Here is a 24,719-nt window from a genome sequence, read left to right as displayed (position 1 = left end):
GGGGCCCTGGCCGGCGCGTTCGACGTGGTGCTGGAGACGGCGGGCGCCGCCGGGACCGCCCGGACCGCCGTGGAGCTGGCCCGGCGCGGCGGCCGCGTCGCGATCACCGGGCTGCCCGGGGACCCGGCCGACGCCGTCCCCACCGCGCTCCTCGTGACCCGGACGGTCTCCGTCGCCACGGTGTGCGGCGCGGGCCCCGCCGACTGGGCCTACACGGTCCGCGCGTTCAGCACCGGCGTGCTGCGGCCCGCCGACCTCGTCACCCACGAGCTGCCGCTCGCCGACTTCGCCGCGGCGCTGAAGCTCAGCGCCGCCCCCGAGGCCGGGAAGGTGCTTCTGTGCCCCGGCCTGCCCGGGCGGCCCGATCCGCCCGAAGGCGCCGATCTTTTCGAAGACCGCGACCTGCTCGAACGCCCGGAACCGACCAGCGGGAGGACCGATGGACCCGTCGCCTGACCACGCCCCCGGCCCGCGGCCGCCCGGCGAGCACGGCCCGCGGCAGCCCGGCGAGGACGTCCTGCGGGAGCTGGGCTTCCCCGCCGCGCCGGGACGCCCGCCCTCCTCGGCGGCGCGGTTCCCCGACGGCGGCGCCTGGCGGACGGAGCTGCCGTCCTGCGAGGGGCCCGCCGTCCTGGCGGCGGTGCTCGCCGAGAGCGAGCGGCTCGCCGTCCCGCTGCACCGCATCAGCCAGGGCAGCGGCGTGTGGATGCTGACCGACGCCGAGATCGGCGAGATGGTCGCCGCGTGCGAGGCGCGCGCCGTCGAGCTGTGCCTGTTCCTCGGCCCGCGCGGGACGTGGGAGCCGGGCGCCGGAGGCCGCGCCTACCCCTCGTCCGGGCCGCGCGCCCGGGGCCGCGACCAGCTCGCCCAGTGCGTCGAGGACGCCGAGCGCGCCGCCGCCCTCGGCGTGCGGTGCCTGCTCGTCGCGGACGAGGGCGTGCTGTGGACGCTGCACCGGATGCGCGCCGCCGGGCGGCTGCCCGCGGACACCACGTTCAAGGTGTCGGCGCTGGTCGGGCCGGTGAACCCGGTGTCGTTCGGGATCTGGGAGCGGCTCGGCGCGGACTCGGTCAACGTGCCGAGCGACCTGTCCGTCGCGCAGCTCGCCGAGATCCGCGCGATGAGCGCGGCGCCGCTGGACTTCTACGTCGAGGCCCCCGACGACCTCGGCGGCTTCGTCCGGATCTACGACGCGGCGGAGCTGATCCGCTGCGGCGCCCCCATCTATCTGAAGTTCGGGCTGCGCAACGCGCCCGCCCTGTACCCGGTCGGCGCGCACCTGCTGCCCGCCGCCGTGGAGAGCGGCCGCGAGCGCGTGCGGCGCGGCCGGCTCGTCCTGGACACCCTCGCCCGGCTCGGGGCGGGTGAGGGGATGTCCCCCGCCGGCGCCCGCGCCCCCGGCGACCTGCGGCGGTTCCCCACCGCCGAGGCCGGGAGCGCGGGCGCCGCCGACCCCGGCGCGGCGCCCCTGCCCGCCGCACCGCGCTGACCGATCCGTCCGGCCGATCGCCCCACCCCCGAAGGAGAACGACATGAGACTCCGGCGCATCATGACCGCGGCGTCCGCCCTCGCCCTCGCCACCGCGCTGACGGCGTGCGGCTCGTCCGAGAAGACCGTCGACAAGGACGCCAAGGCCGGCGACACGAAGGGCGCGCTGATCGGCATCACGATGCCGACCAAGTCGTCCGAACGCTGGATCCACGACGGCCAGAACGTGAAGTCCGGGCTGGAGAAGCTCGGCTACAAGGTCGACCTCCAGTACGCCGAGAACGACATCCCGACGCAGGTCAGCCAGATCGAGAACCAGATCACCAAGGGCGCGCGGCTGCTCGTCGTCGCCTCGATCGACGGGACGGCGCTGACCACGCAGCTCCAGGAGGCCGGCGACAAGAAGATCCCGGTCATCTCCTACGACCGGCTGATCCGCAACAGCCCGAACGTCGACTACTACGCCACGTTCGACAACTTCAAGGTCGGCGTGCAGCAGGCGACGTCGCTGCTGATCGGCCTGAAGCTGAAGAACGCCGACGGCTCGGACGGCAAGGCCAAGGGTCCCTTCAACATCGAGCTGTTCGCCGGGTCGCCGGACGACAACAACGCGACGTTCTTCTACAACGGCGCGATGTCGGTCCTCAAGCCGTACATCGACAAGGGCACCCTCGTCGTGAAGAGCGGCCAGAAGGACTTCAAGACCATCGCGATCCTCCGCTGGGACCCGGCGACCGCGCAGAAGCGCATGGAGGACCTGCTCACCAAGACCTACGGCGGCGGCACGAAGGTGCAGGGCGTCCTGTCGCCCTACGACGGGCTGTCGATCGGCATCCTGTCGGCGCTCAAGAGCAACGGCTACGGCACCGCGGGCCAGCCGTACCCGGTGGTGACCGGGCAGGACGCCGAGGTCGCGTCGGTGAAGTCGATCCTCGCCGGCGAGCAGTACTCCACCATCTTCAAGGACACCCGGCAGCTCGCCGCCGAGACCGTGAAGATGGCCGACACCGTGCTGAAGGGCGGCAAGCCCGCGGTGAACAACACCACCGACTACAACAACGGCGTCAAGGTCGTCCCGTCGCAGCTGCTCCAGCCCGTCATCGTCGAGAAGTCCAACGTGCAGTCGGCGCTGATCAACAGCGGCTACTACACGCAGGCGCAGATCGGCTGACCCGCCATGGCTCATGCTGACGGCGGCGAGGCCGGCGACGACATCCTCGCGATGCGGGGGATCACGAAGACGTTCCCCGGCGTCAACGCGCTCCAGGACGTGAACCTCACCGTCCGCCGCGGTGAGATCCACGCGATCTGCGGGGAGAACGGCGCGGGCAAGTCGACGCTCATGAAGGTGCTGTCCGGGGTGTACCCGCACGGCTCCTACCAGGGCGACATCTCCTTCGACGGCGAGCCGTGCCGCTTCGCCGGGATCGGCGACAGCGAGGCGCGCGGGATCGTCATCATCCACCAGGAGCTGGCGCTCTGCCCGCAGCTGTCGATCGCGGAGAACATCTTCCTCGGCAACGAGCAGACGTCAGGCCGCCGCCGCTTCTTCGGGAAGGGGCTGGTCGACTGGAACCGCACCAACCACGAGGCGGCCCGGCTGCTGGAGCGGGTCGGGCTGCCGGAGAACCCGGTGACGCCGATCGCCGACCTCGGCGTCGGCAAGCAGCAGCTCGTGGAGATCGCGAAGGCGCTGTCCAAGCGGGTGCGGCTGCTGATCCTGGACGAGCCGACCGCCGCGCTCAACGACGAGGACTCCGCGCACCTGCTGGACCTCGTGCGCGGGCTCCGCGACGAGGGCATCACCGCGGTGATCATCTCGCACAAGCTCAACGAGGTCCTCGCGATCGCGGACCGGGTGAGCATCCTGCGGGACGGCCGGATGATCGGGACGCTCGACCCGTCCGCCGAGGACGTCACCGAGGACCGGATCATCTCCGGGATGGTCGGCCGCGACCTGGAGCACCGCTTCCCGCCGCGCGAGCCCGCGGTCGGCGAGGAGGTGCTGCGGGTCGAGGACTGGACGGTGCACAGCCCGACGCAGCACGACCGGGTCGTCGTCGCGGGCGCGGGCCTGACGCTGCGGCGCGGCGAGATCGTCGGGCTCGCGGGGCTGATGGGGGCGGGCCGCACCGAGCTGGCGATGAGCCTGTTCGGCCGCTCCTACGGGACGGGGATCTCCGGCCGCCTCTACAAGGACGGCCGGGAGATCCAGGCCCGCTCGGTCCGCGAGGCGATCCGGCACGGCATCGCCTACGCGACCGAGGACCGCAAGCGGTACGGCCTCAACCTCATCGAGGACATCAAGCGCAACGTGTCCGCGGCGGGCCTGCCGCGGCTGGCGCGGCGCGGGTTCGTCGACGGCAACGAGGAGTACCGCGTCGCCGAGGGCTACCGCAGGGAGATGAACATCAAGGCGCCGGACGTGGCGCGGGAGACCGGCAAGCTCAGCGGCGGCAACCAGCAGAAGGTCGTCCTGTCCAAGTGGATCTTCACGGACCCGGACGTGCTGATCCTGGACGAGCCGACCCGCGGCATCGACGTCGGCGCCAAGTTCGAGATCTACACGATCATCAACCGGCTCGCGGACGAGGGGAAGGCGATCCTGCTGATCTCCTCCGAGCTGCCCGAGCTGATCGGGATGTGCGACCGCGTCTACACCATGGCGGCGGGCCGGATCACCGGCGAGGTGGCCCGCGCCGACGCCACCCAGGAACGCCTCATGCACCTCATGACCAAGGACAAGGAAGGGGAGCGGGTCCCATGAGCCGCACCGCGCCCACGAACGCGACCGGCGGCGGCGCGAACGCCGCCGGCGGACCGGCCGGATCCGGCAAGGGGACCGGCGGGAGGCTCCGCAAGGGCAATGGCCCCGCAGGCGCCGACACCCTGGCGGACACCGCGACCGGCACCGCGGCGAACGGCCGCTCGCTGACGCGCCTGTCGGTCAACGTCCGGCAGAGCGGCATCTACGTCGCCTTCGCCCTCATCGTCGTGCTGTTCACGGTGCTGACGGGCGGCGACCTCCTCCAGCCGCAGAACATCTCCAACATCATCGTCCAGAACTCCTACATCCTGATCCTGGCGATCGGGATGATCCTCGTGATCATCTCCGGGCACATCGACCTGTCGGTGGGGTCGGTGGTCGGCGTCACCGGGGCGGTGGCGGCGTGGCTGATGGTGAACCACGACGTCTCCTGGCCGCTCGCGCTGCTGCTCACGCTCGTCGCGGGCGCGGCGATCGGGGCGTGGCAGGGCTACTGGATCGCCTACTTCGGCATCCCGTCGTTCATCGTGACGCTGGCCGGGATGCTGCTGTTCCGGGCGCTGACGCTGACCGTCCTCGGCAACCAGGGCATCGGGCCGTTCCCGGAGCAGATCCGGACGCTGTCCAACGGGTTCACCTCCGGGTACCTCGGCAACATCGGGCTCGGCGTGCTCGGCGGCGCCGACCTGTTCAGCCTGCTCGCGGGGATCGCCGCGGTCGCCGGCCTCGCCACCGCCCAGTGGCGGGCCCGCGCGGCGCGGATCGGCTACCAGCAGTCGGTGGACCCGCTGCCGGTCTTCCTGCTGAAGATCGTGGCGGCGGCGGCGCTGATCATGGCGGTGACCGTGCAGCTCGCCCGGTTCAAGAACCTGCCGTGGGTGCTCGTGCTGCTGGCGGCGCTGGTGCTCGGCTACACGGTGCTGACCGGCCGCGCGGTGTTCGGCCGCCGGATCTACGCGGTCGGCGGCAACCTCCAGGCCGCCGTGCTGTCCGGCGTGAAGGTCAAGTCCGTCGTGTTCTGGATCTTCGTGAACATGGGGGTGCTGTCGGCGCTCGCCGGGGTCATCTTCGCCGGGCGGCTCAACCAGGCGGGCCCGACCGCGGGCAACTCCTTCGAGCTGGACGCGATCGCCGCCGCCTTCATCGGCGGAGCGGCCGTGCAGGGCGGCGTCGGCAAGGTCGTGGGCGCGATCACCGGCGGCCTCATCATGGGCGTGATCAACAACGGCATGTCGCTGATCGGCGCGCCGAGCGAGCGCGTGATGCTCGTGAAGGGGATCGTCCTGCTCGCCGCGGTCGCGTTCGACGTGTGGACCAAGCGCCGCGCCGGCTCCCCCGTGCTGCGGTGAGCGGCGGCGCCGAGGTCGCCGAGCGCGGGCCCGCCGCGCTCGGCGAGAGCCCGGTCTGGGACGCGGCCGCCGGACGGCTGCTGTGGGTGGACGTCCTCGGCTGCGAGGTCCGCGCCCACGACCCGTCCGGCGGGTCCGGCGCGGTCCTCGTCCGGACGGCGCAGCACGTCGGCGCGGTCAGGCCCCGCGCCGGCGGCGGCCTCGTCGCCAACCTCCGCGACGGCGCGGGGCTGTACGACCGCGACGGCGCGTTCCGGTGGCTGGCGGAGTGGCCGGAGGACGGCTGCCGCGGCAACGACGCCGCGGTGGCGCCCGACGGCGCGTTCTGGGCGGGCACCATGCGCTACGACGAGGCGCACGGCGGCGGGCGGCTGCGCCGGGTCACCGCCGACGGCGCGGTCGGCACCGTCCTCGACCGGGTGACGGTCAGCAACGGCGTCGCCTGGAGCCCGGACGGCCGCCTCGTGTACTACGTGGACACGCCGACGGGCCGCGTCGACGTCCTCAACGCGGGCGGCGCGTCCGGCGGGCGGCCGTTCAGCCGCCGCCCGTTCGCGTCGGTCCCGCCGCCGGGGCTGCCCGACGGGCTCACCGTGGACGCCGACGGCTGCGTGTGGGTGGCGCTGTGGGGCGGCGGGCGCGTGCTGCGGTTCACGCCGTCCGGGACGCTCGACCGGGTCGTGGAGATCCCGGCGCGGCAGACCACGGCGTGCGCGTTCGGCGGGCCCGGTCTCCGCGACCTCTACGTCACCACCGCGACCACGGGGGCGCCGCCGGACGACGCCCTCGCCGGCGCCCTGTTCGTCGTGCCGGACGCGGGGGCGGGCCTCCCCTCCCCCGCGTTCCCCGGCTGACGCGCGGCACCGCGGCGAGGAGCGCCGGGAAGGACGCGCGGCACGGTCGCCGCGAAGCGCTTTCAGCGGCGGCGGCCGACCCCGGCCAGCGTGAACGTCCGCTCCGGATGCGGCATGGGCGCGGCGCCCGGGTCCGGCCGCCACTCCGCGGTGTAGACCAGGCCGGGTTCGAGCAGGTCGAACGGCTTCACGAGGTCCTGGATCTGCTCCCTGGTGCGTCCCCAGAAGTGGGAGAGCGTCGGCCGGAACAGCCGCCCGACGTCACCGCCCGCCTCCGGCTCGGGGTCCTGCGTGATGTGCGTGAACACGAGGTGGCTGCCCGGCGCCAGCGCGTCGTGCAGGCGGCCGACGGCGGCGGCCGCCTCGGCGGCGTCGTCGATGAAGTGCAGCGCGCGGTCGAGGATCACCGCGACCGGCCGGTCGAAGTCGATGTGCTCCCTGACCTCCGGGTGGGCGGCGAGCGCGTCCGGGCGCCGCGGGTCGATCCGGACGACCGACGCGCCCCGCGCCCCGGCCAGCAGCGCCCGCGCGTGGACGAGGGCGACCGGGTCGCCGTCGGCGAACACCACGGCGGAGCCGGGGGCGATCTCCGCCGCGACCTCGTGGACGTTGCCCCGGGCGGGCAGCTTCGCGCCGACGTCGACGAACTGCCGCACGCCCTCGCCCGCCAGGTGCCGGACCGCCCGTCCGATGAACGCGTGGTTCTCCCGGGCCGCCGTGCGCGCCTCGGGGATCATCTCCAGCAGCCGGTCGCCGACCTCGCGGTCGGCGGCGTAGTTGTCCTTGCCGCCGAGCAGGTAGTCGTAGATCCGCGCCGTGTTGGGCGTCGTCAGATCGACGTCGGCGGCCGACCACTCCTCTTCGGCCATCGTGACTCCACTCCGTCCCGGGGGACGATCGTCTCACGGCCACCGGGACGCCCCGGCACGCGACCGGTCGTGTGCCGGATTCGGCGGCGCCGGAACCCGGCCGAGACTCCGTGGGGACAGCACTTCGAGAAAGGCTCCGTATGTCGTCCTCCACCGGGAACGCGGCCGCACCGCCGCCCGGCGCCGCGCGCGGACCGGGCCGCCGCCGCTGGGTGGCGCTCGTGTTCATCTGCCTGGCCCAGCTGATGATCGTCCTCGACGTCACGATCGTGAACATCGCGCTGCCGTCGGCCCAGTCGGACCTGGGCGTCTCCGACGGCGACCGGCAGTGGGTCATCACCGCCTACACGCTCGCGTTCGGCAGCCTGCTGCTGCTCGGCGGGCGCGTCGCCGACTACACCGGGCGGCGCCGCACGTTCGCGATCGGCCTCGCCGGGTTCGCGCTCGCCTCCGCGCTCGGCGGCGCCGCGCCCGGCTTCGGGACGCTGCTCGCGGCGCGCGCCCTCCAGGGCGTGTTCGCCGCGCTGCTCGCGCCGTCGGCGCTGTCGCTGCTGGCGGTGAACTTCAGCCGGACCGACGAGCGCGCGAAGGCGTTCGGCATCTTCGGCGCGATCGCGGCGGGCGGCGGCGCGATCGGCCTCGTCCTCGGCGGGCTGCTCACCGAGTACCTCGACTGGCGCTGGTGCATGTACGTCAACGTGGTGATCGCGGGCATCGCCGCCTGCGGCCTGCCCGTCCTGCCCGCGGAGGAGCGCGCGAAGGACCGGACCCGGTTCGACGTGCCGGGCGTGGTCGTCGCCGTCCTCGGCCTGCTCGCCGTCGTGTACGGGTGCAGCCGCGCGGAGGAGGACGGCTGGGACTCCGGCACCGTCCTCGGGCTGCTCGCCGCGGGCGCCGCGCTGCTCGCGGTGTTCGCCGTGGTGGAGACCCGGGTGGCCGCCCCGCTGCTGCCGCCGCGCGTGGTGCTGAGCCGGACGCGCGGCGGCGCGTTCCTCGCGGTCGGCCTCGGCATCATCGGCATGTTCGCGACGTTCCTGTTCCTCACCTACTTCATGCAGGTCGTGATGGGCTACTCCGCGCTGAAGGCGGGCCTCGCGTTCCTGCCGATGACCGGTGCGGTGCTGGTCGCGGCGGGCGGCGTGGCGACGCGGCTGCTGCCGAAGGCGCCGCCGCGCGCCCTCGTCGGCCCCGGCCTGCTCATCGCCTCGGGCGCGCTCGCCTGGCTGACGACGCTCGACGCGGGCAGCTCCTACGCCGGGACGCTGCTGCCCACGATGATGATCCTCGGGTTCGGGATGGGCCTCGTGATGCCGCCCGCGATGAGCTACGCCACCCACGGCGTCGGCGAGGACGAGTCCGGCGCGGCGTCGGCGACCGTGAACACGATGCAGCAGATCGGCGGGTCCATCGGGACGGCGCTGCTCAACACCGTCGCGACGAGCGCGACCGCCGACTACCTCGCGACGCGTCCGAAGAGCCCGGCCGTGCTGCACGAGGGGCTGTCGCACGGCTTCGCGACCGGTTTCGGCTGGGCCGCCGCGATCCTGTTCGCCGCCGGCGTCCTGATCCTCGTCGTGATGAACACCCCGCGCCCGGCCCCGGGCACCGCGGCCGAGACCGCGTTCCCGGCCCACGCCGCCTGACGCGTCCACGGGAGGCGGCGTATCGCCCGAACGGCGATACGCCGCCGATCCGTCAGCGGAGGACGGTCCTGACGAAGAACTCCGCGTGCCGGAGCGCGCGCTCCACGGCGACCCGGCGCCGCTCGGGCGCCGCGTCGCCGTGCAGGTACACCACGCGGGTCTGCCCGACGGGCGCGAGCAGCGCCCAGGCCAGGTCGTCGGAGTCGCCGAGGCCGTCCCGCACCTGCCCGGCGGCCCGCCAGCCGTCGATCACCTCGGCCAGCCGGTGCACCGAGGCGTCGATGTCGGTCACGATGGACGGATCGTGCGTCAGGCCGTCCCGCGCCATCAGGCTCATGAACAGCCGCGCGTCGGACGTGTCCCACAGCTCCATCACCGCGGAGACCAGCGCGCGGACGAACCCGGCGGGATCGTCCGCGGCGAGGGCGGGGTCCAGGCCGTCGATGACCGCCGCGGCACCGTGCGGGCCGTACCGGGACAGGACGGCCTCGAACACGGCGCGCTTGCTCGGGAAATGCGCGTACAGCACGCTCTCGCTGAGCCCGACGCCCCGCGCGATCGCCCGGATGGACGTCCCGGCGTAGCCGTGCTTGGCGAACAGCCCGAGCGCGGCGCGCTCCAGCGCGGCCTTGGTGTCGCCCGCCTCGCCCTTCGGCGGCCGTCCGCGGCGCCGCGGCGGACTCGTGGTTCCCTGCTCGGCCATTCCTACATTCTCTCGCGGGTCGTCCGGACGCCGGGCAGGTCGAGCCGCTGGAGCTGCGCCCGCGAGGACACCCCGAGCTTGGGAAACGCCTTGTAGAGGTGGTAGCCGACGGTGTGGCGGCTCAGGGACAGCCGGGCCGCGATCTCCCGGTTGGACGCGCCGGCCGCGGCGAGCCGCACGACCTGGAGCTCCTGCGAGGTGAGCCGCCCGGACGCGCCGCCGAGGTCTTGGCGGGGCGCCCGCTCCCCCGTGGCCTCCAGCTCACCGCGGGCGCGCTCGGCCCACGGCACCGCGTCCAGCCGCTCGAACACGTCCGCGGCGGCCCGCAGGTGCGACCGCGCCTCGCCCCGCCGCTTGCGCCTGCGGAGCCACTCCCCGTACAGCAGCTCCGTCCTGGCCCACGCGAAGGGACGGCGGTCCGGGGGATGCGCGTCCACCGCCTCGGCGTAGGCGCTCCCCGCGCGCTCGTCCGCGGCGAGCAGCGCCCGGCACCGCAGCGCCACCGCCCGCGCCCACGGCTGCCCGATGCGCTCGGCGTACTCGGCGAACCGCGCGGCGGCGGGCGCGGCCAGGTCCGGGCGCCCCGCGCGGACGGCGGCCTCCACGTGATCGGGCAACGCCAGCGTGGCGGGCAGGACATGCGAGGCAGGCCCTTCCGCCAGCTCCCGCAACCGCTCCAGCGCGGCGTGCGGGCGCCCGCGGCCCAGCTCCAGCAGCGCCCACGCGGCCGTCACCCAGCCCTCGACGGGCCGGTTCCCGCTGGTCGTGGCCCACCCGATGCTCCGCGCCAGGGCCGCGACGCGATCGGCGTCCCCTTCCGCGGCGGCCAGCCACGCCAGCAGCCCGGTCAGGTACCCGGCGCGATGGGTCCCGCCGGTGCCCTCGACCGCGTCCAGGGCCTCCGCCGCGAGCCTGCGGGCCCCGACATGATCGTCCTGGACGAGCCGCGACAGCACCACCATCTGCCTGGCGTCGGGCAGCAGCACGGCGGACGTCCCGCGGCGGCAGTCCTCGACGAGGTTCGCGGCCAGCCGCTCCCCCGCCGCGTCGTCCCCGATCGCGTGCGCGGCGAACACCATCGTCACCCGGATCGCGGGCGGTTCCCCGGCCGCTCCCGCCGCGTCCAGCCCGGCCCGCAGCGCCGGGACCGCCGCCGCCAGATCACCGGAGTAGTACGCGGCGAGCGCTCGGACCCACCGCGCGTGCTCGGCACGGAGCCCGCCCGTCTCCGGCGCGGCCGCCAGCTCGGATGTCGCCTCCAGGGTGGACGCCGTGGCGAGCAGCGCCTCGCGGTCGGCGCCGTACCCGGCTCCGAGGACGGCGTCGCCGAGCAGCCGGGACGCGAGCGCGGCGTCCCCGGCGCGGCGCGCACCGTCCAGCAGGATCGTCCCGGCCAGGCGCGGCGACCCCTGCTCGCGCTCGACGGCGGCCCTGAGCTCGGCGATGTCCGCGGTCTCGGCCGCCTCGCCGCGGCGGTCCCCGGCAGGCCACCCCGGCGGGAAGGACCGCGCGGGCGGGGGCGGCGGTGCGTCCGGCCGCGTCACGAGGACCAGCGCGACCCGCGCACTGCCGATCCGCCGGGCCGCGAAGGCCAGCGCCCGGGCGGTCGCCTCGTCCAGCCACTGGGCGTCATCGACGAGGAGGACCAGTGGACGCGTCCGCGCCAGACCGGTGAGCAGGGACAGCAGCGCCAATCCGACGAGAAGCCGGTCACCCGGCCCGGCCCCGGCGGGGTCCGGGTCGAGGGCCCGGCGCAGCGCCGCGGCCTGCGGATCCGGCAGCGCCCCGATGCGGTCGAAATGCCGCCCGACGATCGAGGGCAGCGACGCGAACGGACGGTCCGCCTCCGCCTCCGTTCCCCGGACGCGCAGGACCCGGGCGTCCACGGCGAACCTCGCGGCGTTGTCCACCAGGCCGCTTCCCCCGCGGACGGCGACCGCCCCGCCGTAACCGAGGCGGGCCCGGTCGATGACCGCCCGGATCTCCGCGAGGGCCGCGTCCCGTCCGTCCGCCCCGGTCATGACGCCCTCCCCTCGACCCGCGGCTCGTCGAGGGCGAACCGGGCGAGTTCCAGCCGGGACGCGACGCCGAGCTTGGGGAACGCCTTGTTCAGGTGGTAGCCGACCGTGCGGTGGCTCACCGAGAGCCGCGCGCCGATCTCCCGGTTGGTCGCACCGGCCGCCGCCAGCCGCACGACCTTCAGCTCGTGCGGGGACAGCCGGCCGAGCCGGTCGCCGCCGTCCGGCGGGGCGGGCTCGCCGTACCCCGCGGCCCGCAGCTCGCCGCGGGCCAGCTCGGCCCAGGGCGCCGCGTCCAGCCGCTCGAACAGGTCCACGGCACTGACCAGGCGGACCCGCGCCTCGTCCCGGCGCCGCTCCGCCCGCAGCCACTGCCCGTAGAGCAGGTCGGTGCGGGCGCGCTCGAAGGGCCGCCCGCCCTTGCGATGCAGCCGGACGGCCCGCTCGAAGTGCTCCTCCGCCCCGTCACCGACCATCAGCGCGCGGCACCGCGCCACGACAGCCTGCGCCCAGGGGTGTCCGCAGGCGTCCGCGAACCGCTCGAACGCGGCGGCGGCGTCCCGCGCCTGACCGAGCCCGCCCACCGCGACGGCCGCCTCCACCACCCCGGCCAGCCGGGTCACCTCGGCGAACCGGCCGGGTTCCGGATCGTGGCGGGCGAGCAGCCGTTCCGGTGCTCCGCCGACCAGATCGAGGAGGTCCAGGGCCTCCTGTGCCCATGAGCGCGCCGCGAGATCATCAGATGTCCGCAGAACGGCCCCGGCCAGCGCGCGGGCACACTCAGCGTCACCCCGCATGGCTGCGAGACAAGCGTCGAGGGCATCGAGACCCGCATGCGGACCGCGCACCGCCGTCCGCCCCTCGGCGATCAGCGCGCGCGCCTCCGGGTGCGCGCCCCGCAGGATCTGCGCCCGGACGAGCAGGAGCAGCGCTCCGGGCGGAGCGACGGCACCGCGCCGGTGCCGCCATCCCAGGACGGCCAGCGCCGCCGCGTCCGCCGCCGCCTCATCGTCCCCGGCCAGCAGCGCGGCATCGGCGACGAGCGGGAGCAGCCGCGGCGGGCAGCGGTCGAGCGGCCACCCGGCGATCCCGCGCAGCATGCGCAGGCCGGTCGCGGTGTCGCCTTCGGCCAGCGCCGTCCACGACTGGACGACGAGCCGGTCACGCCGCAGCGGGTCGCCGAGGCCCAAAGACTCAGCGGCGAGCGCCCGGCCGGCCTCCCGCAGCGCACCGAGATCCCCGCTCGCCCGGGCGCCGCGCGCGACGTCCATCAGCCCCGCGACCCGGGACGCCTGATCATCGGCCCCGCACCCGGCGAGGACGATCGCGATCGGGTGATCACCGGCTCCGCTCGCGGCGGACCGGAGAACCTCATAGGAAGGCCGATCCATCCACCGGGCGTCCTCCACCAGGCACAGGAGCGGCTCCCGCTCCGCCAGGCCCACCAACAGCGCCAGCAGAGCGTTGCCGATCACGGAGCTCTCCCCCATCCCGGTGTCGTGCGGCGGAGCCATGCCCAAGGCGGCGCGAAGGGCATCAGCACCGTGACGAGGCAGGGAGGCAAGGCGATGCAGGTGCGGGGCGACCAGGAGATGCAACGCCGCGAAAGGCACATCCGCCTCATCGCAGACGCAGGTCGCGCGCAGGACGTGCATGCCCGTCACGCGGCCGAGCGGCGCGGGCCGCCCGGTCACGGCGATGGCACCGCCGCTCCCGTTCCGGGCACGGGCCAGCAGGCGTTCGACCTCGGCGTCCGCCGCGGCGCGTCCGGGCGGGACGCGCCGAACGTTCGGATCCATACCCCAATACTAAGCGCTCGATTATTTTTTGCGCACCCGAGTTCCACGGACGTCCAGCCGGGCCCCCGCGGCTACCAGGTCCGGAGACGCCGCAACCCTTCATGCGAGGGACTGCCCGGCGCGGCGGTGTAGAGCACGACCCACTGGTCGCAGCCGGGCACCGGGAGGATCTCGCAGTCCAGCTCCAGCTCTCCGGCGACCGGATGGACGGCGCGCTTGGTCAGCGTCCGCTGCACCTCCACCTCCCGATCGGCCCACATCCGGGCGAACTCGGGGCTGAACGCGGACAGCTCGTCCACGATGGCCCGGACACCCGGGTCCGCCGGGTAGCGCCCGCTCGCCCGCAGATCCGCGACGCACCGCCGGGCCAGGGCGCGCCGGTCACCGGACAGCGGGCCGGAGAACAGCCAGCGCAGCGTGTTGCGGCGCTCCTCCGGCGCCTCCGCCAGGTCACCGATGAGCGCGGTCAGCATGCGGTTCCACGCGAGGACGTCGTAGCGGGCGTTGATGACCATGGCGGGGACGCCGTCCAGCCGCTCCAGCAGCCGGAGCACGTTCGCGGGCACCTCGCGGACGGTCCGCACCGGCGGCCGTCCGGCGAACCCCGCGAGGTAGTCGGCCTCGCCGTCCGGCAGCCGCAGCGCGCGGGCCAGCGCGGCGAGCACCTGCGCCGACGGCCGCGGCCCGCGCCCCTGCTCCAGCCGGATGTAGTAGTCGGCCGATATCCCCGCGAGCAGTGACGATCCTGATCACCGGAGCGCGCGGCACGATCGCGCGCTCCCTCATCCGTCAGCTCGTCGCCGCCGGGCACGAAGTCCGTGCGGCGACCCGTTCACCGGCACCGCTCGCCGGCCTCGCGCACCTGCCCTCCGGCGTGGACGTGACCCGGGTCGACTTCTCCGCCCCCGCCACCTTCGCGTCCGTCCTGGACGGCGTCCGAGCGGTGTTCCTCTATGCCGAGCGCGACGGGCTGGGCGAGTTCCTCCGGCACGCTCGCACAGCGGGTGTCGAGCACGCCGTCCTCCTCTCCGCCGCGAGCGCCGACGCCTCGTCCGCAGACCCTCTCGCGTCCATGCACGGCAAGGCGGAGGAGGAGGTCGCCGCCTCGGACCTCGCCTGGACGTTCCTGCGCCCCGGCGGCTTCGCGACCAACACCCTGCAATGGGCCGGGACGATCCGCTCCCACGGCACGGTGCGCGACCCGTTCCCCGATGCGCGTTCGGCGCCCGTCCACGAGGCCGACATCGCGTCCGTCGCCCTGCACGCCCTCACCGGTCCCGGCCACCGTGGCGCCGTCCACCTCCTGACGGGCCCGGAGGTCCTCACCCGCAGGCGCCAGGCGGAGCTGATCGGCGAGGTGGTCGGCCGTACCGTCGCGTTCGAGATCCAGGACCTGGACGAGCACCGGCGCGACCTGGCCCGATGGGGGCCGCCGGAGATCGCCGAAGCACTCGTCCGGAACGCCGCCGAGGCCGTCCACGCACCGGTCCCCGTCTCGCCGGCCGTGGAGCAGATCACCGGACACCCCGCCCGCACCTTCGCCACCTGGGCCACCGACCACGCCGCCGACTTCGCGGGTTAGTCCGGGAGTGTGGGCATCGTGGGGCCAGGATCGTGGCCTAGGAGGACGGCTCGGGTGATGGCGGACGTGCCGAAGCGGTCGCGGACGCCGTCCACGGCCGCGTCCAGGCTCATGGCCTGGTCGAACGGGAGGGCGAGCTGGACGGCGTGGTCGTCGTGCAGGTCGCCCAGGGAGATCCCGATGAGCGTCAGGCCGCGGTCGTCGATCATGGACGCGGCGGCGGTCAGCAGGTCGCGGGCCGCGGCGAGGATCCGGGGCGTCTCGGCGGTCGCCTGCGGGAGCGTGTGCGAGCGGGTGGCGCGGGTGAAGTCGCCGAAGCGCAGCCGGAGCGTGACGGTGCGGCAGACGCGGCGGGCCGTCCGGAGGCGGGACGTGAGGCGGTCGGCGAGGCCCACCAGGATCACGTCGAGCTCCTCGCGGGTGCGGTGGCGGCGGCCCAGCGCGCGTTGGGCGCCCATGGAGCGGCGCCGGACGCCGGTGCGCACCGGGCGCGGGTCGCGGTTGCGGGCCAGCGCGGACAGGTGCCGTCCGGCGGCGGGGCCGAGCAGCGAGGTCAGCGCGCCCTCCGGCGCGTCCGCGACGTCGCCGACCCGGGTGATCCCGAGGTTCGCGAGCTTGGCGGCGGTGGCGGGCCCGACGCCCCAGAGGCGCTGGACGGGCAGCGGGCGCAGGAAGTCGAGCTCGCCGTCCGGCGGGACGACGAGGAGGCCGTCCGGCTTGGCGACGCCGCTCGCCACCTTGGCGAGGAACTTGGTCCGCGCGACGCCGACGGTGATCGGCAGGCCGACCTCCTCGGCGATCTCGCGCCGGAGCCGGGCCGCAACGCGCGCCGGCTCCTCGCGCAGCCCGTCCACGTCGAGGAACGCCTCGTCGATCGACAGGCCCTCCACCAGCGGCGTCGTCGCCCGGAACACCGCGAACACGGCGCGGCTCGCGGCGGTGTAGGCGGACATGCGGGGCGGGACGACGACGGCGCGCGGGCAGAGCCGCCGGGCCTGCCCGCCGCTCATCGCGGTCCGCACCCCGTACGCCTTGGCCTCGTAGCTGGCCGCCAGCACCACGCCGCCGCCCACGATCACCGGACGGCCGCGCAGCGCGGGGTCGTCGCGCTGCTCGACCGACGCGTAGAACGCGTCGAGGTCGGCGTGGAGGATCGAAGCAGACACGAACATATGTTCGCATGGACGCGAAGTCGCAGGCCAGAGGCCCTGTCGGCATTATCCGATTGTTCGAACGGGCGGCGGACGGGATGATCATCGGATGCCGGTCGACCCTCATCTGCTCGCCGTGTTCACGGTGACCACCGTCGTCGCCCTCGTCACACCGGGGCCGGACATGCTGTTCGTCCTCGGCTGCGGCATGCGCGGCGGGGCCCGCGCGGGGCTGCTGGCCACGACCGGCGTGATCCTCGGGGACGCGCTCTACGTCGCCGCGGCCGCCGCCGGGCTCGCCGTCCTGCTGACCACGTTCCCGCTCGTGTTCACGGTGCTGCGCTTCGCCGGGGCCGCCTACCTGATCTACCTCGGCGTCCAGATGATCCGTCGGCGCAAGGATCGCGAGGGCGACGATCCCGGCGCGGGCGGGATGTCGGGACGGCGCGCGTTCCTCAACGGCGTGGTGTCCTCGGGCGCCAACCCGCAGACCTTCACGTTCATGGTCGCCTTCCTCCCCCAGTTCATCGACCCGGCGGCCGGGCCCGTCTGGACGCAGTTCGTCGTGTTCGGCGGCGTCCTGATCGTCCTGGAGTTCCTCGCCGACGGCCTCGTCGGCGTCCTCGCGGGACGGATCGGCGGGTGGCTGCGCGAGCGGCGGGCGGTGCGGCGCCGCATCGACGCCGCGACCGGGACCGTCTTCATCGGGCTCGGGGTCCGGCTGGCGGCCGAGCGCTGAGCGGCCTGAGCCGGGGCGGCCGGCCTCGCGTCGGCCGCCCTCGCGCTAGCTGCCCTCCGTTCGCTGGGACGCGAGGACACGGCCCTCGGCGTCCAGGGCGGCGGTGTCGACGGTCTCGGTTCCGGCGGGCCGCCGCCGGTCGAAGACGCGCATGAAGTAGCCATCCGCGCGCACGGGGACGAGTTCCCGCGTGCCGTCCCCGAACGTCACGCGGATCCGGACGGCGGGAGGCGCGGCGCGGCCGACCACCCCCATCCAGTCGTCGGCGAGCGGGGCGTAGCTGATCCTCAGCTTCTCGTCGCGCGGGGGCAGGATGCCGGGAGGGCCGCTGCACTCGGTCGAGCCGTCGGACTTGCCGTGGGCCGTCACGCTGCGCAGGTAGACGCAGCCGCCGCCCTTCTCCCCGGGGGCGAACCACCACTGCGCCAGGGCGCCGTCCGGGCCGCGGGCCTCGATCACCAGCTGCGCCTTGGAGGTGTCGAGCTTCCCCCAGGTGGTGTAGGGCTCCTCTCCCCTCAGCAGTCCCTCGATGACGCTCGTGGGGGCGAAGCCCGCGGCGCCGGCCGCACCGGCCGCCGACACGACCGCGACGGCGCTGCCGGTGACGACGAGCCAGCGTCGCCGGCGGGAGCTGACGCGGCGGCGCAGGATGGGGCGGCGGCGCGGCGGGTCCGCGAGGATGCCGGCCAGTGTGCGGCGTCCATCGGCGTCGTCCGCGGCCCCGGCGTACTGGCCGGGGGCGAGCGGATCGGTGTCCGCGAGGAGCCGCCGGACGTGCGCCCGGTCCGAAGCCGTCATGACCGTGCCTCCTTCATCTCGATGCCCTGCCGTCCCCGGGTCCCGGTGTCGGGCTCGGCCAGTGCCTTCTCCAGCCTCCGGCGCGCGCGGTGGAGCCGCACGGCGAAGGCCCTGGGCGAACAGCCGACGACCGCGGCGGCTCCGGTGACGTCCAGGTCCTCCCAGGCGACCAGTTGCAGGACCTCCCGGTCGCGCGCGGAGAGCCTGCCCAGCGCCGCCCGCGCGTCCAGGGACGCCGCGACACCGGCCGCGTGGTCGGCCGTGGACGTCTCCCGCCCGCTGGACCGGATCCGCGCGCCGAGCCGGAGCCGCCGGCGCTCGGCGCGGTGCTGGTTCGCCAGGACGTTGCGGGCCACGCCGTAGAGCCAGGGCAGCCTCTCGTCCGGCTCGTCCGGTAACTCCGTGAACCGCCGCCAGGCGATCAGGAAGGTCTCGGCGGCCACGTCGCGCGCCTGGTCGGCGTCGGTCCTGCGGGCCGCGAACCGGATGACGTCCGGATAGTGGGCCGCGTAGAGTCCGGAGAAACGATCTTGATCATCTCCCACTCTCATCTCCTCGGGTTCTCGTTCGTGATGCCCACCTATGTCCGGCAACGTCCGGCGATTACACCCCGGATCTTCCGTCATCGTCTGCGCGTTCGGGGACGTGCCACCGGGGCCTGCGGCGGGACGGGAACGCCGGTGTCGCGGGCCCATACGGCGAGGCCCATGGCCATGAACGCGGCTCCGCATGCCTGGACCGCGCCCCAGCCGCCGTGCTGGTAGACCGCCGTGCCCACGGCCGCGCCGGTGACGCCGCCGAGGGTGTAGGCGGTCATGTAGACGGACGCGATCCGCGCGCGGGCGCCGCCCGGCGGGCCGTAGACGACGCTCAGGTTGAGCAGGTGGACGCCGGAGACGGCCACGTCCAGCAGGACGATCCCGGCGATGAGCCAGGAGAGCGTGGTCGCGCCCGCCCACAGCGGAACGAACGAGACGAGGCCGAGGAGGAGCAGGCCGCCGGTCAGCGGGCGCTCGGAGCCGCGGTCCGCGACGCGGCCCAGCGGGCGCGCGGCGAGCGCGCCGGCGGCGCCGACCAGGGCGATCAGGCCGATCTCCGCGTCGCCGTAGCGGTACGGCGGTCCGGCGAGGAGGAACGGCGCGGTCGCCCAGAACAAGGTGAAGCAGGCGAACACGCAGGCGCCGATCAGCGCGCGGCGGCGCAGCACGGGTTCGGCGAGCGCGAGGCGGGCGGTCGCCCTGAGCTGCGCGCGGTAGCCGAGCTCGACCTCCGCCGGGACGGACTCCATCGCGCGGGCGAGCACGACCGCGAGCAGCACGGTCACGACGGCGGCGGCCACGAAGACCGCTCGCCAGCCCGCGATCTCCGCTGCCAGGCCCGCGACCGTCCGGGACAGCATGACGCCCGCGAGCGAGCCCGTGAGCATCGTCCCCACCGCCCGGCCCCGCTCGCGCTCGGGCGCGATGCCCGCGGCGTACGGCAGGAGCGTCTGCAGGACGCTCGACGTGGCGAGGCCGAGCACGAGCCCGGCGGCGAGCAGGGCGGGCAGGCCCGGCGCGGCCGCCGTCGCGAGCAGGGCCGCCGCCTGCGTGAGCAGGAGCGTGCAGGCCAGCGGGCGGCGGCGGACGATGTCGCCGAGCGGCACCACGAGCACGAGCCCCAGCGCGTACCCGGCCTGGCCGGTGGCCACCAGGTTCCCGACCAAGGGCGAGCCGCCGTACGACGCGGCGATGCGCGGCATCAGCGGCTGGCAGTAGTACAGGTTCGCCACGGTCAGGCCGTTCACCAGGGCCAGCAGCGGGATGCTCCGCGCGGCGCGCGCACTCGTCATGGCGGTGACGGTAGGGCGGTATTGGGCCAGTTCTAAGATCCAATGGCATGACGGATCCATGGCCCGCTTCCGGTCTCGACCTCCACATCGACATGGACCCGGCGGACGGGCGCCGGGCCGGGCTGGAGCGGGCGCTGCGGGCGGCCGTCCGGTCGGGACGGCTCGCGCCCGGGACCCGCCTGCCCGCCACCCGGCGCCTCGCCGCCGAGCTCGGCCTCGCGCGCGGGACGGTCCGCGCGGCCTACGACCAGCTCATCACCGAGGGCTACCTCACCGCCCGGCAGGGATCCGGGACCGCCGTGGCCCGGCTGCCCGCGCCCGTGCCCGTCCGCGGGACCGGCGAGGCGCCGGACGCGCCGCGCCACGACCTGCGGCCCGGCAGCCCCGACACGTCGGCCTTCCCGGCGGCGGCCTGGCTGCGCTCGGCGCGGCGGGCGCTCGGCGGCGCGGCGTCGGAGGTCTACGGCTACGGTGATCCGCGCGGGCGCCCGGAGCTGCGCGCCGCGCTCGCCGGTTACCTGGGACGCGCCCGGGGCGTGCCGGCGCGTCCGGAGTCGATCGTGATCGTCAACGGGTACGTGCAGGGGCTGGGCCTGCTCGCGCGAGTGCTCGGCGGCGGGGCCGCGGTCGCGATGGAGGACCCGGGCGCCGCCTTCTACCGCGAGGTCGTCCGCCGGAACGGCCCGAGCGTCGTCGCGCTCCCGGTCGACGAGCGCGGGGCGCGCACCGACCTTCTCGGACCTGACGTGGACGCGGCCGTCGTCACGCCCGCCCACCAGTACCCGACCGGCGAGACCCTCGACCCCGGACGGCGCCGGGCGCTCACCGGCTGGGCGCGGGACACCGGCGGGCTGGTCATCGAGAGCGACTACGACGGGGAGTTCCGCTACGACCGCCGTCCCGTGGGGGCCGTGCAGGGGACGGCCCCCGACCACGTCGTGTACGTGGGGACGGCGTCCAAGACGCTGGGTCCGGCTCTGCGGCTGGCCTGGATGGTACTACCGGAGCCGCTCGTCGAGCCGGTGGCCGAGGCCAAGCGGTACGACGACCACGCCACCGAGACGCTCGGCCAGTTGACGCTCGCCGACCTCATCGAGAGCCACGGGTACGACCGGCACGTCCGCGCCTGCCGGGTGCGGTACCGGCGCCGCCGCGACGCGCTGCTCGCGCGCCTTCGGGGGTTCGGCCTGCCCGTTCACGGGATCGCGGCCGGGTTGCAGGTCATGGTCAGCCTGCCCGCCGGCGGCCCGGACGAGCGGGACGTCCGGGAGGCGGCGGACGCGCGGGGCCTCGCCCTCGGATACCTGGGCGACCGCTGGCAGGAGCCCGGCGACCGCCACCCGCAAGGACTGGTCGTCGGCTACGGCAGACCGCCCGAACACGCGTACGCGGCCGCCCTTGACGCGCTGTCGGCGACCCTCGCGGACGCCCTGCCCGCCAAGGTCTAGGACGACCGAGCAGGCCGCCTCACCCCAGAGCGTGCCGCCCGTCCGGGGACGGACGGCACGCCGCACAGGGTCAGCCGAAGAGGCGGCCGTAGTCCGCCATCGCGAGGGCGATGTCGGCCTGCGCCCAGAACCGGTGGTAGGTGAACACCGGCGCGGTCGAGCTGGTGCCGTTGGCGTAGGCCCAGACCCGCGCGTAGTCGGGGTCCTGCTGGTAGAAGGACCGGATGGACATGAACGTCGAGCTGGAGTTGATCGGGTCGCCGTTCGGCATCGTGCCCGTCCAGCCCGGCGGGACGTAGACCGGGTCCTTGAGCCGCTTGTAGTCGGTCCGGGTCTCCTGCACCGACACGCCCTTCGCGTCGGTGTGCTTCCAGATGGCGTCGAGCAGGTCCTTGGCGGCCTGCTTGGACTTGGCGTCGCCCGACTTGGCGGCGTAGTAGGCGAGCGTCTTGGCGTACGCGGCCGCGACACCGACGTCGTCACTGTAGTCGGCGACGGTGACGTGCAGGCCGGTGTTCGCCGCGGGCATCCCGGTGGCCGCCGACCAGTTCGCGTCCGGCTGCCCCGTCCAGGTGAGCGTGGACGGAATCTTGATCGTGCCGGCCGACGGGTCGACCGTGGTCTGCGACAGCGCCCACGGCACCCACTTGTCCAGGACGGCCTTGGCGTTGGCGTCGCCGGACACCTGGTAGTACTCGGCGACGCGCTCCATCGACCACGCCTGGAACCCGAACCACTGGTTGCTGGGCGGGTCGTGGTAGACGGGCTGCCAGTCGTAGGGCATGCCGAAGAACTCCGTCAGGCCGGACGGCGGCGTCCCGTAGTTGCCCTCCCAGCTGTTCGTGACACCGCCCGCGATCGCGCCCTCGGCGGACTGCAGCCACTTGTAGAGCTGGAGCTGCCTGGTGAGGCTCGTCTGCCAGTCGGTCTTGGCCGTGGTCCCCTTGGGCGCGAGCGCCGACGCGTTCACCAGCGCGTACGCGGTCAGCGGGTTCTGGTAGCCGAAGTGGGACGCGCCGTCGCCGATGCGCCACGCCCAGCCGGCGCTGGTGTCGAGCGCGCCGCCCCAGGCGTAGTACCAGGACAGCAGGTAATGCTCGCTGTCCTTGCCCGTCCCGGCCGGGCAGGACGCGGCGGGGCGGCAGTCGCCGATCTTCTTGAAGTACTTGTCGAAGAACGAGTAGCGGAGATAGTCGCCCATCTTGCCCGCCTTGGCCACGGTGGACGCGACGTCGCCGCCCTTGCCCTGCTCCTTCGCCCACACGTCCGCCCAGTAGGCGGCCTGGATCGCGCGGGCGTCGGCGTCGGGCGCGTCGGTGAACTTCCACTGCTTGGCGTAGGACGAGTCCTTGATGAACAGGTCCAGGTAGCCGTTCTTGCCGCCGTACTTGAACGCGTCGCACGTCGGCTGCGGCACGGTCTCGAACACCGACTCCTGCGAGCCGCGCTGGTAGGTGTTGATGTAGGACGGGCCGTCGGCGCCCGGCCCGCCTTCGCAGCCGCCACCGGGGGTGTTGCCGTAGCCGTAGACGTTGTCCACGTCCTGGAGCCAGTGCATGCCGTAGATGTCGTCCGTCCCGTACGCGGACTTCAGCTCACCGGCGATCGGGTCCTGCCCGGAGGACACGCTCCCGTCGATCTGGGACGGGTAGTCGCTCACCTGCGGGTGCTCGGCGGCGTAGGTGGCGGGCTTGGACGGCTGGTAGAACGAGTTCGTCGGCTGGTCGGCGTGCGTGGGGATCATGTACTTCTCCATCAGCGCCCACGCCGCGTTGAACGGTGCCCAGCTCTGCGTGACCCTGCCGTACATGGCCTCCAGCCAGACGAGGTAGCTGTACGCCTCCGACGTCGTCTCGTGGCCGTGGTCGGGGGCCTCCACCATGAAGGTCTCGACCGAGTGGTACGGGATCCCCTCCGGGCTGAAGTAGCCGTTCGCCGGGTCCTTGATCTTGTTGTACTGGTCGAGGAACCGCTGGGTGTACACGTCGCCGCCGGTCGCGACCTCGGTCGCGGTGACGGTCGCCGCCGCGTACCCGGTCGCGGACGCGGTGAACGTCGCCTGCCCCGTCCCGGACGCGTCCGCCGTGATCTCCACGTTCTGCGGCGCGGACCAGTTCTGCGGGGTGAAGGTGAGTGAGCCGCCGCCCGTCACCGACAGGCCGGTGTTGCCCGCGGTGCGCGCCGTCGTCACCGTCGTGGCCGCGGACGGCGCCTTCGACAGCCGCACGGCGAACGTCGCCTTGGCGCCCTGCGCGACGGTGAGCGCGGCCGGCGCGGCGACGACGCTCGCCTCGGCGGTCACGGTGATGCCGACCGGGGCGGACTCGGCGGTGGCGCCGGTGCTGTCGGTCACCTTCGCGTAGAGGGAGTAGGTCCCGGCGGCGGTGGGCGTCCAGTTGAGGGTGTAGGGGGCGCTGGTGTCCCCGGCGGCGAGCAGCCCGTCCTGGCTGTAGAACTCGACCTTCGACACGGACGCGCCGGACCCGGCCGTCGCGGTGGCCGCCAGCGGCACCACGCCGCCCACGGCGTACGTGGAACCGGGAGCGGGGCTGGTCAGCGCCACCACCGGGGCACTGGAACTTTGGTTGCAGAGGACGCCGTTCAGGCTGAAGGCCGTCGGATCGGCGTTCGTCCCGCTGTAGGTGAACTGGGCGCCGATGTTCACGGTGGCGCCCGCGGCGAGGTGCCCGTTCCAGCTCTCGTTCTCCGCGGTGACCTGCGCGCCCGACTGCGACCACTTCGCCGACCAGCCGTTCGCCAGCTTCTGGTTCCCGGCGTAGGCGTAGGTCAGCTTCCAGCCGTCCAGCGCGTCGCCCTGGTTCGTGATGTCGACGCTCGTGGTGAAGCCCGAGCCCCAGTCGCTCTTCTTGTAGACGACCTTGCACGCCGCCGCGGCGGCGTGCACCGGCATGGCGGCGGCGAGCCCGCCGCAGAGGAGGGTCAGCGCCGCGCTCAGGGCCGTGAACGCGCGCCACCTTTCCCGTCTTCTCACCTGTGCTCCTTCCGGTCAGGCCCGTGACGCGGGCACGACGGACCCCACCGCCGGCTCGCTCCGGCGGCGGTGCGTTCTCGGGATGCGTTCTCGAAACTGCGGTGTCAGCGCGGCGGCGTCATGCGGACTCCCGGATGATCAGCTTGGTCCGCAGCACCACCGCGCGCTCGGCGACCGGCCTGCCGCCGGTGTGCGCGCCGAGCTCGCGGGCGAGCCGGGCGCCGAGGTCCTCCGACGGCCGCCGCACCGTGGTCAGCCGCGGGCGGACCTGCCGGGCCACCGGGGCGTCGTCGAACCCGACCACCGCCACGTCGTCGGGGACGCGGCGGCCCGCGCGGCGCAGCGCGCTCAGCGCCCCGACCGCCATCTCGTCGGACGCCGCGAGCACGGCGTCCACATCCGGACGGCGCTGGAGCAGCCGGTCCATCGCCCGCTCGCCGGACAGCCGGCCGAAGTCGCCCCGGCAGACGAGGCCGGTCACGCCCATCCCCGCCTCCTCGGCGGCGAGCCGGTAGCCCTCCAGCCGGTCGACGCCGGCGCCGAGGTCGGCGGGGCCCGCGATGGTCCCGATCCGGCGGCGCCCGGCGCCGAGCAGGTGCCGCACCGCCGCGAGCGCGCCGCCGCGGTTGTCGACGTCGACGTACGGCAGCGGCATCTCGTCGAGGGGGCGGCCGGCCAGCACGACGG

The 24,719-nt window shown here is 74.4% G+C and carries 21 protein-coding genes; 10 read left to right on the top strand and 11 right to left on the bottom strand.

Annotation, left to right across the window (positions count from 1 at the left end; all coding sequences use genetic code 11):
- From E1300_RS32105 to E1300_RS32080, 6 genes are all read left to right on the top strand, one after another.
- The coding region (locus E1300_RS32105; RefSeq protein ID WP_165503083.1) for a zinc-binding dehydrogenase at window positions 1–456 on the top strand (456 nt) is incomplete at its 5' end.
- Window positions 440–1,489 (top strand): hypothetical protein, encoded by a 1,050-nt coding sequence (locus E1300_RS32100; RefSeq protein WP_131760860.1) that lies wholly within the window; start codon window positions 440–442, stop codon window positions 1,487–1,489. The genes E1300_RS32105 and E1300_RS32100, both read left to right, overlap by 17 nt.
- Before the next feature lie 43 nt (window positions 1,490–1,532).
- Window positions 1,533–2,660 carry a multiple monosaccharide ABC transporter substrate-binding protein gene (gene chvE / locus E1300_RS32095; protein WP_131760859.1) on the top strand — a complete coding sequence of 376 codons (1,128 nt, stop codon included), beginning with the start codon at window positions 1,533–1,535 and terminating at the stop codon, window positions 2,658–2,660.
- A 6-nt stretch (window positions 2,661–2,666) separates the two neighbouring features.
- Window positions 2,667–4,256, top strand: coding sequence for a multiple monosaccharide ABC transporter ATP-binding protein (gene mmsA / locus E1300_RS32090; RefSeq protein WP_131760858.1), 1,590 nt, complete (start codon window positions 2,667–2,669; stop codon window positions 4,254–4,256).
- Complete coding sequence (mmsB, locus tag E1300_RS32085; RefSeq protein WP_131760857.1) at window positions 4,253–5,605, top strand: multiple monosaccharide ABC transporter permease; 1,353 nt, start codon at window positions 4,253–4,255, stop codon at window positions 5,603–5,605. Before mmsA ends, mmsB begins: the two co-directional genes overlap by 4 nt.
- Window positions 5,602–6,459 (top strand): SMP-30/gluconolactonase/LRE family protein, encoded by an 858-nt coding sequence (locus E1300_RS32080; RefSeq protein WP_131760856.1) that lies wholly within the window; start codon window positions 5,602–5,604, stop codon window positions 6,457–6,459. The genes mmsB and E1300_RS32080 overlap by 4 nt, the downstream gene beginning before the upstream one ends.
- Before the next feature lie 62 nt (window positions 6,460–6,521).
- On the opposite strand, the gene E1300_RS32075 is transcribed toward E1300_RS32080, so the two are convergent.
- Window positions 6,522–7,328 (bottom strand): SAM-dependent methyltransferase, encoded by an 807-nt coding sequence (locus E1300_RS32075; protein ID WP_131760855.1) that lies wholly within the window; start codon window positions 7,326–7,328, stop codon window positions 6,522–6,524.
- A 140-nt stretch (window positions 7,329–7,468) separates the two neighbouring features.
- On the opposite strand from E1300_RS32075, the gene E1300_RS32070 reads away from it, so the two are divergent.
- Window positions 7,469–8,971: an MFS transporter gene (locus E1300_RS32070; RefSeq protein WP_131760854.1), complete on the top strand. Its 1,503-nt coding sequence runs from the start codon at window positions 7,469–7,471 to the stop codon at window positions 8,969–8,971.
- Window positions 8,972–9,023: 52 nt separating this feature from the next.
- Here the strand turns inward: E1300_RS32070 and E1300_RS32065 are convergent, their stop codons facing one another.
- From E1300_RS32065 to E1300_RS32050, 4 genes are all read right to left on the bottom strand, one after another.
- Window positions 9,024–9,674, bottom strand: coding sequence for a TetR/AcrR family transcriptional regulator (locus tag E1300_RS32065; protein WP_131760853.1), 651 nt, complete (start codon window positions 9,672–9,674; stop codon window positions 9,024–9,026).
- A 2-nt stretch (window positions 9,675–9,676) separates the two neighbouring features.
- A complete protein-coding gene (locus tag E1300_RS32060; RefSeq protein ID WP_131760852.1) occupies window positions 9,677–11,695 on the bottom strand; it encodes a LuxR family transcriptional regulator in 2,019 nt (672 codons plus the stop codon).
- Window positions 11,692–13,491: a LuxR family transcriptional regulator gene (locus tag E1300_RS32055; protein ID WP_131760851.1), complete on the bottom strand. Its 1,800-nt coding sequence runs from the start codon at window positions 13,489–13,491 to the stop codon at window positions 11,692–11,694. The genes E1300_RS32060 and E1300_RS32055 overlap by 4 nt, the downstream gene beginning before the upstream one ends.
- 71 nt (window positions 13,492–13,562) lie before the next feature.
- Window positions 13,563–14,216 (bottom strand): MmyB family transcriptional regulator, encoded by a 654-nt coding sequence (locus E1300_RS32050; protein ID WP_278045402.1) that lies wholly within the window; start codon window positions 14,214–14,216, stop codon window positions 13,563–13,565.
- Between the two features lie 11 nt (window positions 14,217–14,227).
- On the opposite strand from E1300_RS32050, the gene E1300_RS32045 reads away from it, so the two are divergent.
- A complete protein-coding gene (locus tag E1300_RS32045) occupies window positions 14,228–15,073 on the top strand; it encodes an NAD(P)H-binding protein (RefSeq protein ID WP_165503082.1) in 846 nt (281 codons plus the stop codon).
- On the opposite strand, the gene dinB is transcribed toward E1300_RS32045, so the two are convergent.
- Entirely contained in the window at window positions 15,070–16,239 is a 1,170-nt protein-coding gene (dinB, locus tag E1300_RS32040; protein ID WP_242619520.1) for a DNA polymerase IV, read from the bottom strand. The two genes, E1300_RS32045 and dinB, sit on opposite strands and share 4 nt — an antisense overlap.
- Window positions 16,240–16,333: 94 nt before the next feature.
- Between dinB and E1300_RS32035 the strand changes: the two genes are divergently transcribed.
- Complete coding sequence (locus E1300_RS32035) at window positions 16,334–16,963, top strand: LysE family translocator (protein ID WP_131760847.1); 630 nt, start codon at window positions 16,334–16,336, stop codon at window positions 16,961–16,963.
- 45 nt (window positions 16,964–17,008) lie between these two features.
- Here E1300_RS32035 and E1300_RS32030 read toward each other — a convergent pair whose 3' ends face one another.
- The 3 genes from E1300_RS32030 to E1300_RS32020 form a co-directional block, all read right to left on the bottom strand.
- A complete protein-coding gene (locus tag E1300_RS32030) occupies window positions 17,009–17,761 on the bottom strand; it encodes a hypothetical protein (protein ID WP_131760846.1) in 753 nt (250 codons plus the stop codon).
- Window positions 17,758–18,306 (bottom strand): RNA polymerase sigma factor, encoded by a 549-nt coding sequence (locus E1300_RS32025; RefSeq protein ID WP_131760845.1) that lies wholly within the window; start codon window positions 18,304–18,306, stop codon window positions 17,758–17,760. The genes E1300_RS32030 and E1300_RS32025 overlap by 4 nt, the downstream gene beginning before the upstream one ends.
- A 77-nt stretch (window positions 18,307–18,383) precedes the next feature.
- Window positions 18,384–19,592, bottom strand: a complete 1,209-nt coding sequence (locus tag E1300_RS32020; protein WP_165503081.1) for an MFS transporter — start codon at window positions 19,590–19,592, stop codon at window positions 18,384–18,386.
- Window positions 19,593–19,639: 47 nt separating this feature from the next.
- On the opposite strand from E1300_RS32020, the gene pdxR reads away from it, so the two are divergent.
- Window positions 19,640–21,040: a MocR-like pyridoxine biosynthesis transcription factor PdxR gene (gene pdxR, locus E1300_RS32015; protein ID WP_131760843.1), complete on the top strand. Its 1,401-nt coding sequence runs from the start codon at window positions 19,640–19,642 to the stop codon at window positions 21,038–21,040.
- A 70-nt stretch (window positions 21,041–21,110) separates the two neighbouring features.
- On the opposite strand, the gene E1300_RS32010 is transcribed toward pdxR, so the two are convergent.
- Window positions 21,111–24,032 (bottom strand): glycoside hydrolase family 48 protein, encoded by a 2,922-nt coding sequence (locus tag E1300_RS32010; RefSeq protein WP_242619519.1) that lies wholly within the window; start codon window positions 24,030–24,032, stop codon window positions 21,111–21,113.
- A gap of 118 nt (window positions 24,033–24,150) precedes the next feature.
- On the bottom strand, window positions 24,151–24,719 hold a 569-nt coding region (locus E1300_RS32005), incomplete at its 5' end, for a substrate-binding domain-containing protein (RefSeq protein WP_165503080.1).

It is taken from the genome of Actinomadura fibrosa (assembly GCF_900659615.1).
GTDB lineage: Bacteria > Actinomycetota > Actinomycetes > Streptosporangiales > Streptosporangiaceae > Spirillospora > Spirillospora fibrosa.
This window is presented reverse-complemented; position numbering and strand designations above follow the sequence as displayed.

Coding starts and splice junctions, on each gene's coding strand:
- E1300_RS32100 (WP_131760860.1), top strand. CDS start 440: ATGGACCCGTCGCCTGACCACGCCCCCGGCCCGCGGCCGCCCGGCGAG.
- chvE (WP_131760859.1), top strand. CDS start 1,533: ATGAGACTCCGGCGCATCATGACCGCGGCGTCCGCCCTCGCCCTCGCC.
- mmsA (WP_131760858.1), top strand. CDS start 2,667: ATGGCTCATGCTGACGGCGGCGAGGCCGGCGACGACATCCTCGCGATG.
- mmsB (WP_131760857.1), top strand. CDS start 4,253: ATGAGCCGCACCGCGCCCACGAACGCGACCGGCGGCGGCGCGAACGCC.
- E1300_RS32075 (WP_131760855.1), bottom strand. CDS start 7,328: ATGGCCGAAGAGGAGTGGTCGGCCGCCGACGTCGATCTGACGACGCCC.
- E1300_RS32070 (WP_131760854.1), top strand. CDS start 7,469: ATGTCGTCCTCCACCGGGAACGCGGCCGCACCGCCGCCCGGCGCCGCG.
- E1300_RS32065 (WP_131760853.1), bottom strand. CDS start 9,674: ATGGCCGAGCAGGGAACCACGAGTCCGCCGCGGCGCCGCGGACGGCCG.
- E1300_RS32060 (WP_131760852.1), bottom strand. CDS start 11,695: ATGACCGGGGCGGACGGACGGGACGCGGCCCTCGCGGAGATCCGGGCG.
- E1300_RS32055 (WP_131760851.1), bottom strand. CDS start 13,491: ATGGATCCGAACGTTCGGCGCGTCCCGCCCGGACGCGCCGCGGCGGAC.
- E1300_RS32035 (WP_131760847.1), top strand. CDS start 16,334: ATGCCGGTCGACCCTCATCTGCTCGCCGTGTTCACGGTGACCACCGTC.
- E1300_RS32030 (WP_131760846.1), bottom strand. CDS start 17,761: ATGACGGCTTCGGACCGGGCGCACGTCCGGCGGCTCCTCGCGGACACC.
- E1300_RS32020 (WP_165503081.1), bottom strand. CDS start 19,592: ATGACGAGTGCGCGCGCCGCGCGGAGCATCCCGCTGCTGGCCCTGGTG.
- pdxR (WP_131760843.1), top strand. CDS start 19,640: ATGACGGATCCATGGCCCGCTTCCGGTCTCGACCTCCACATCGACATG.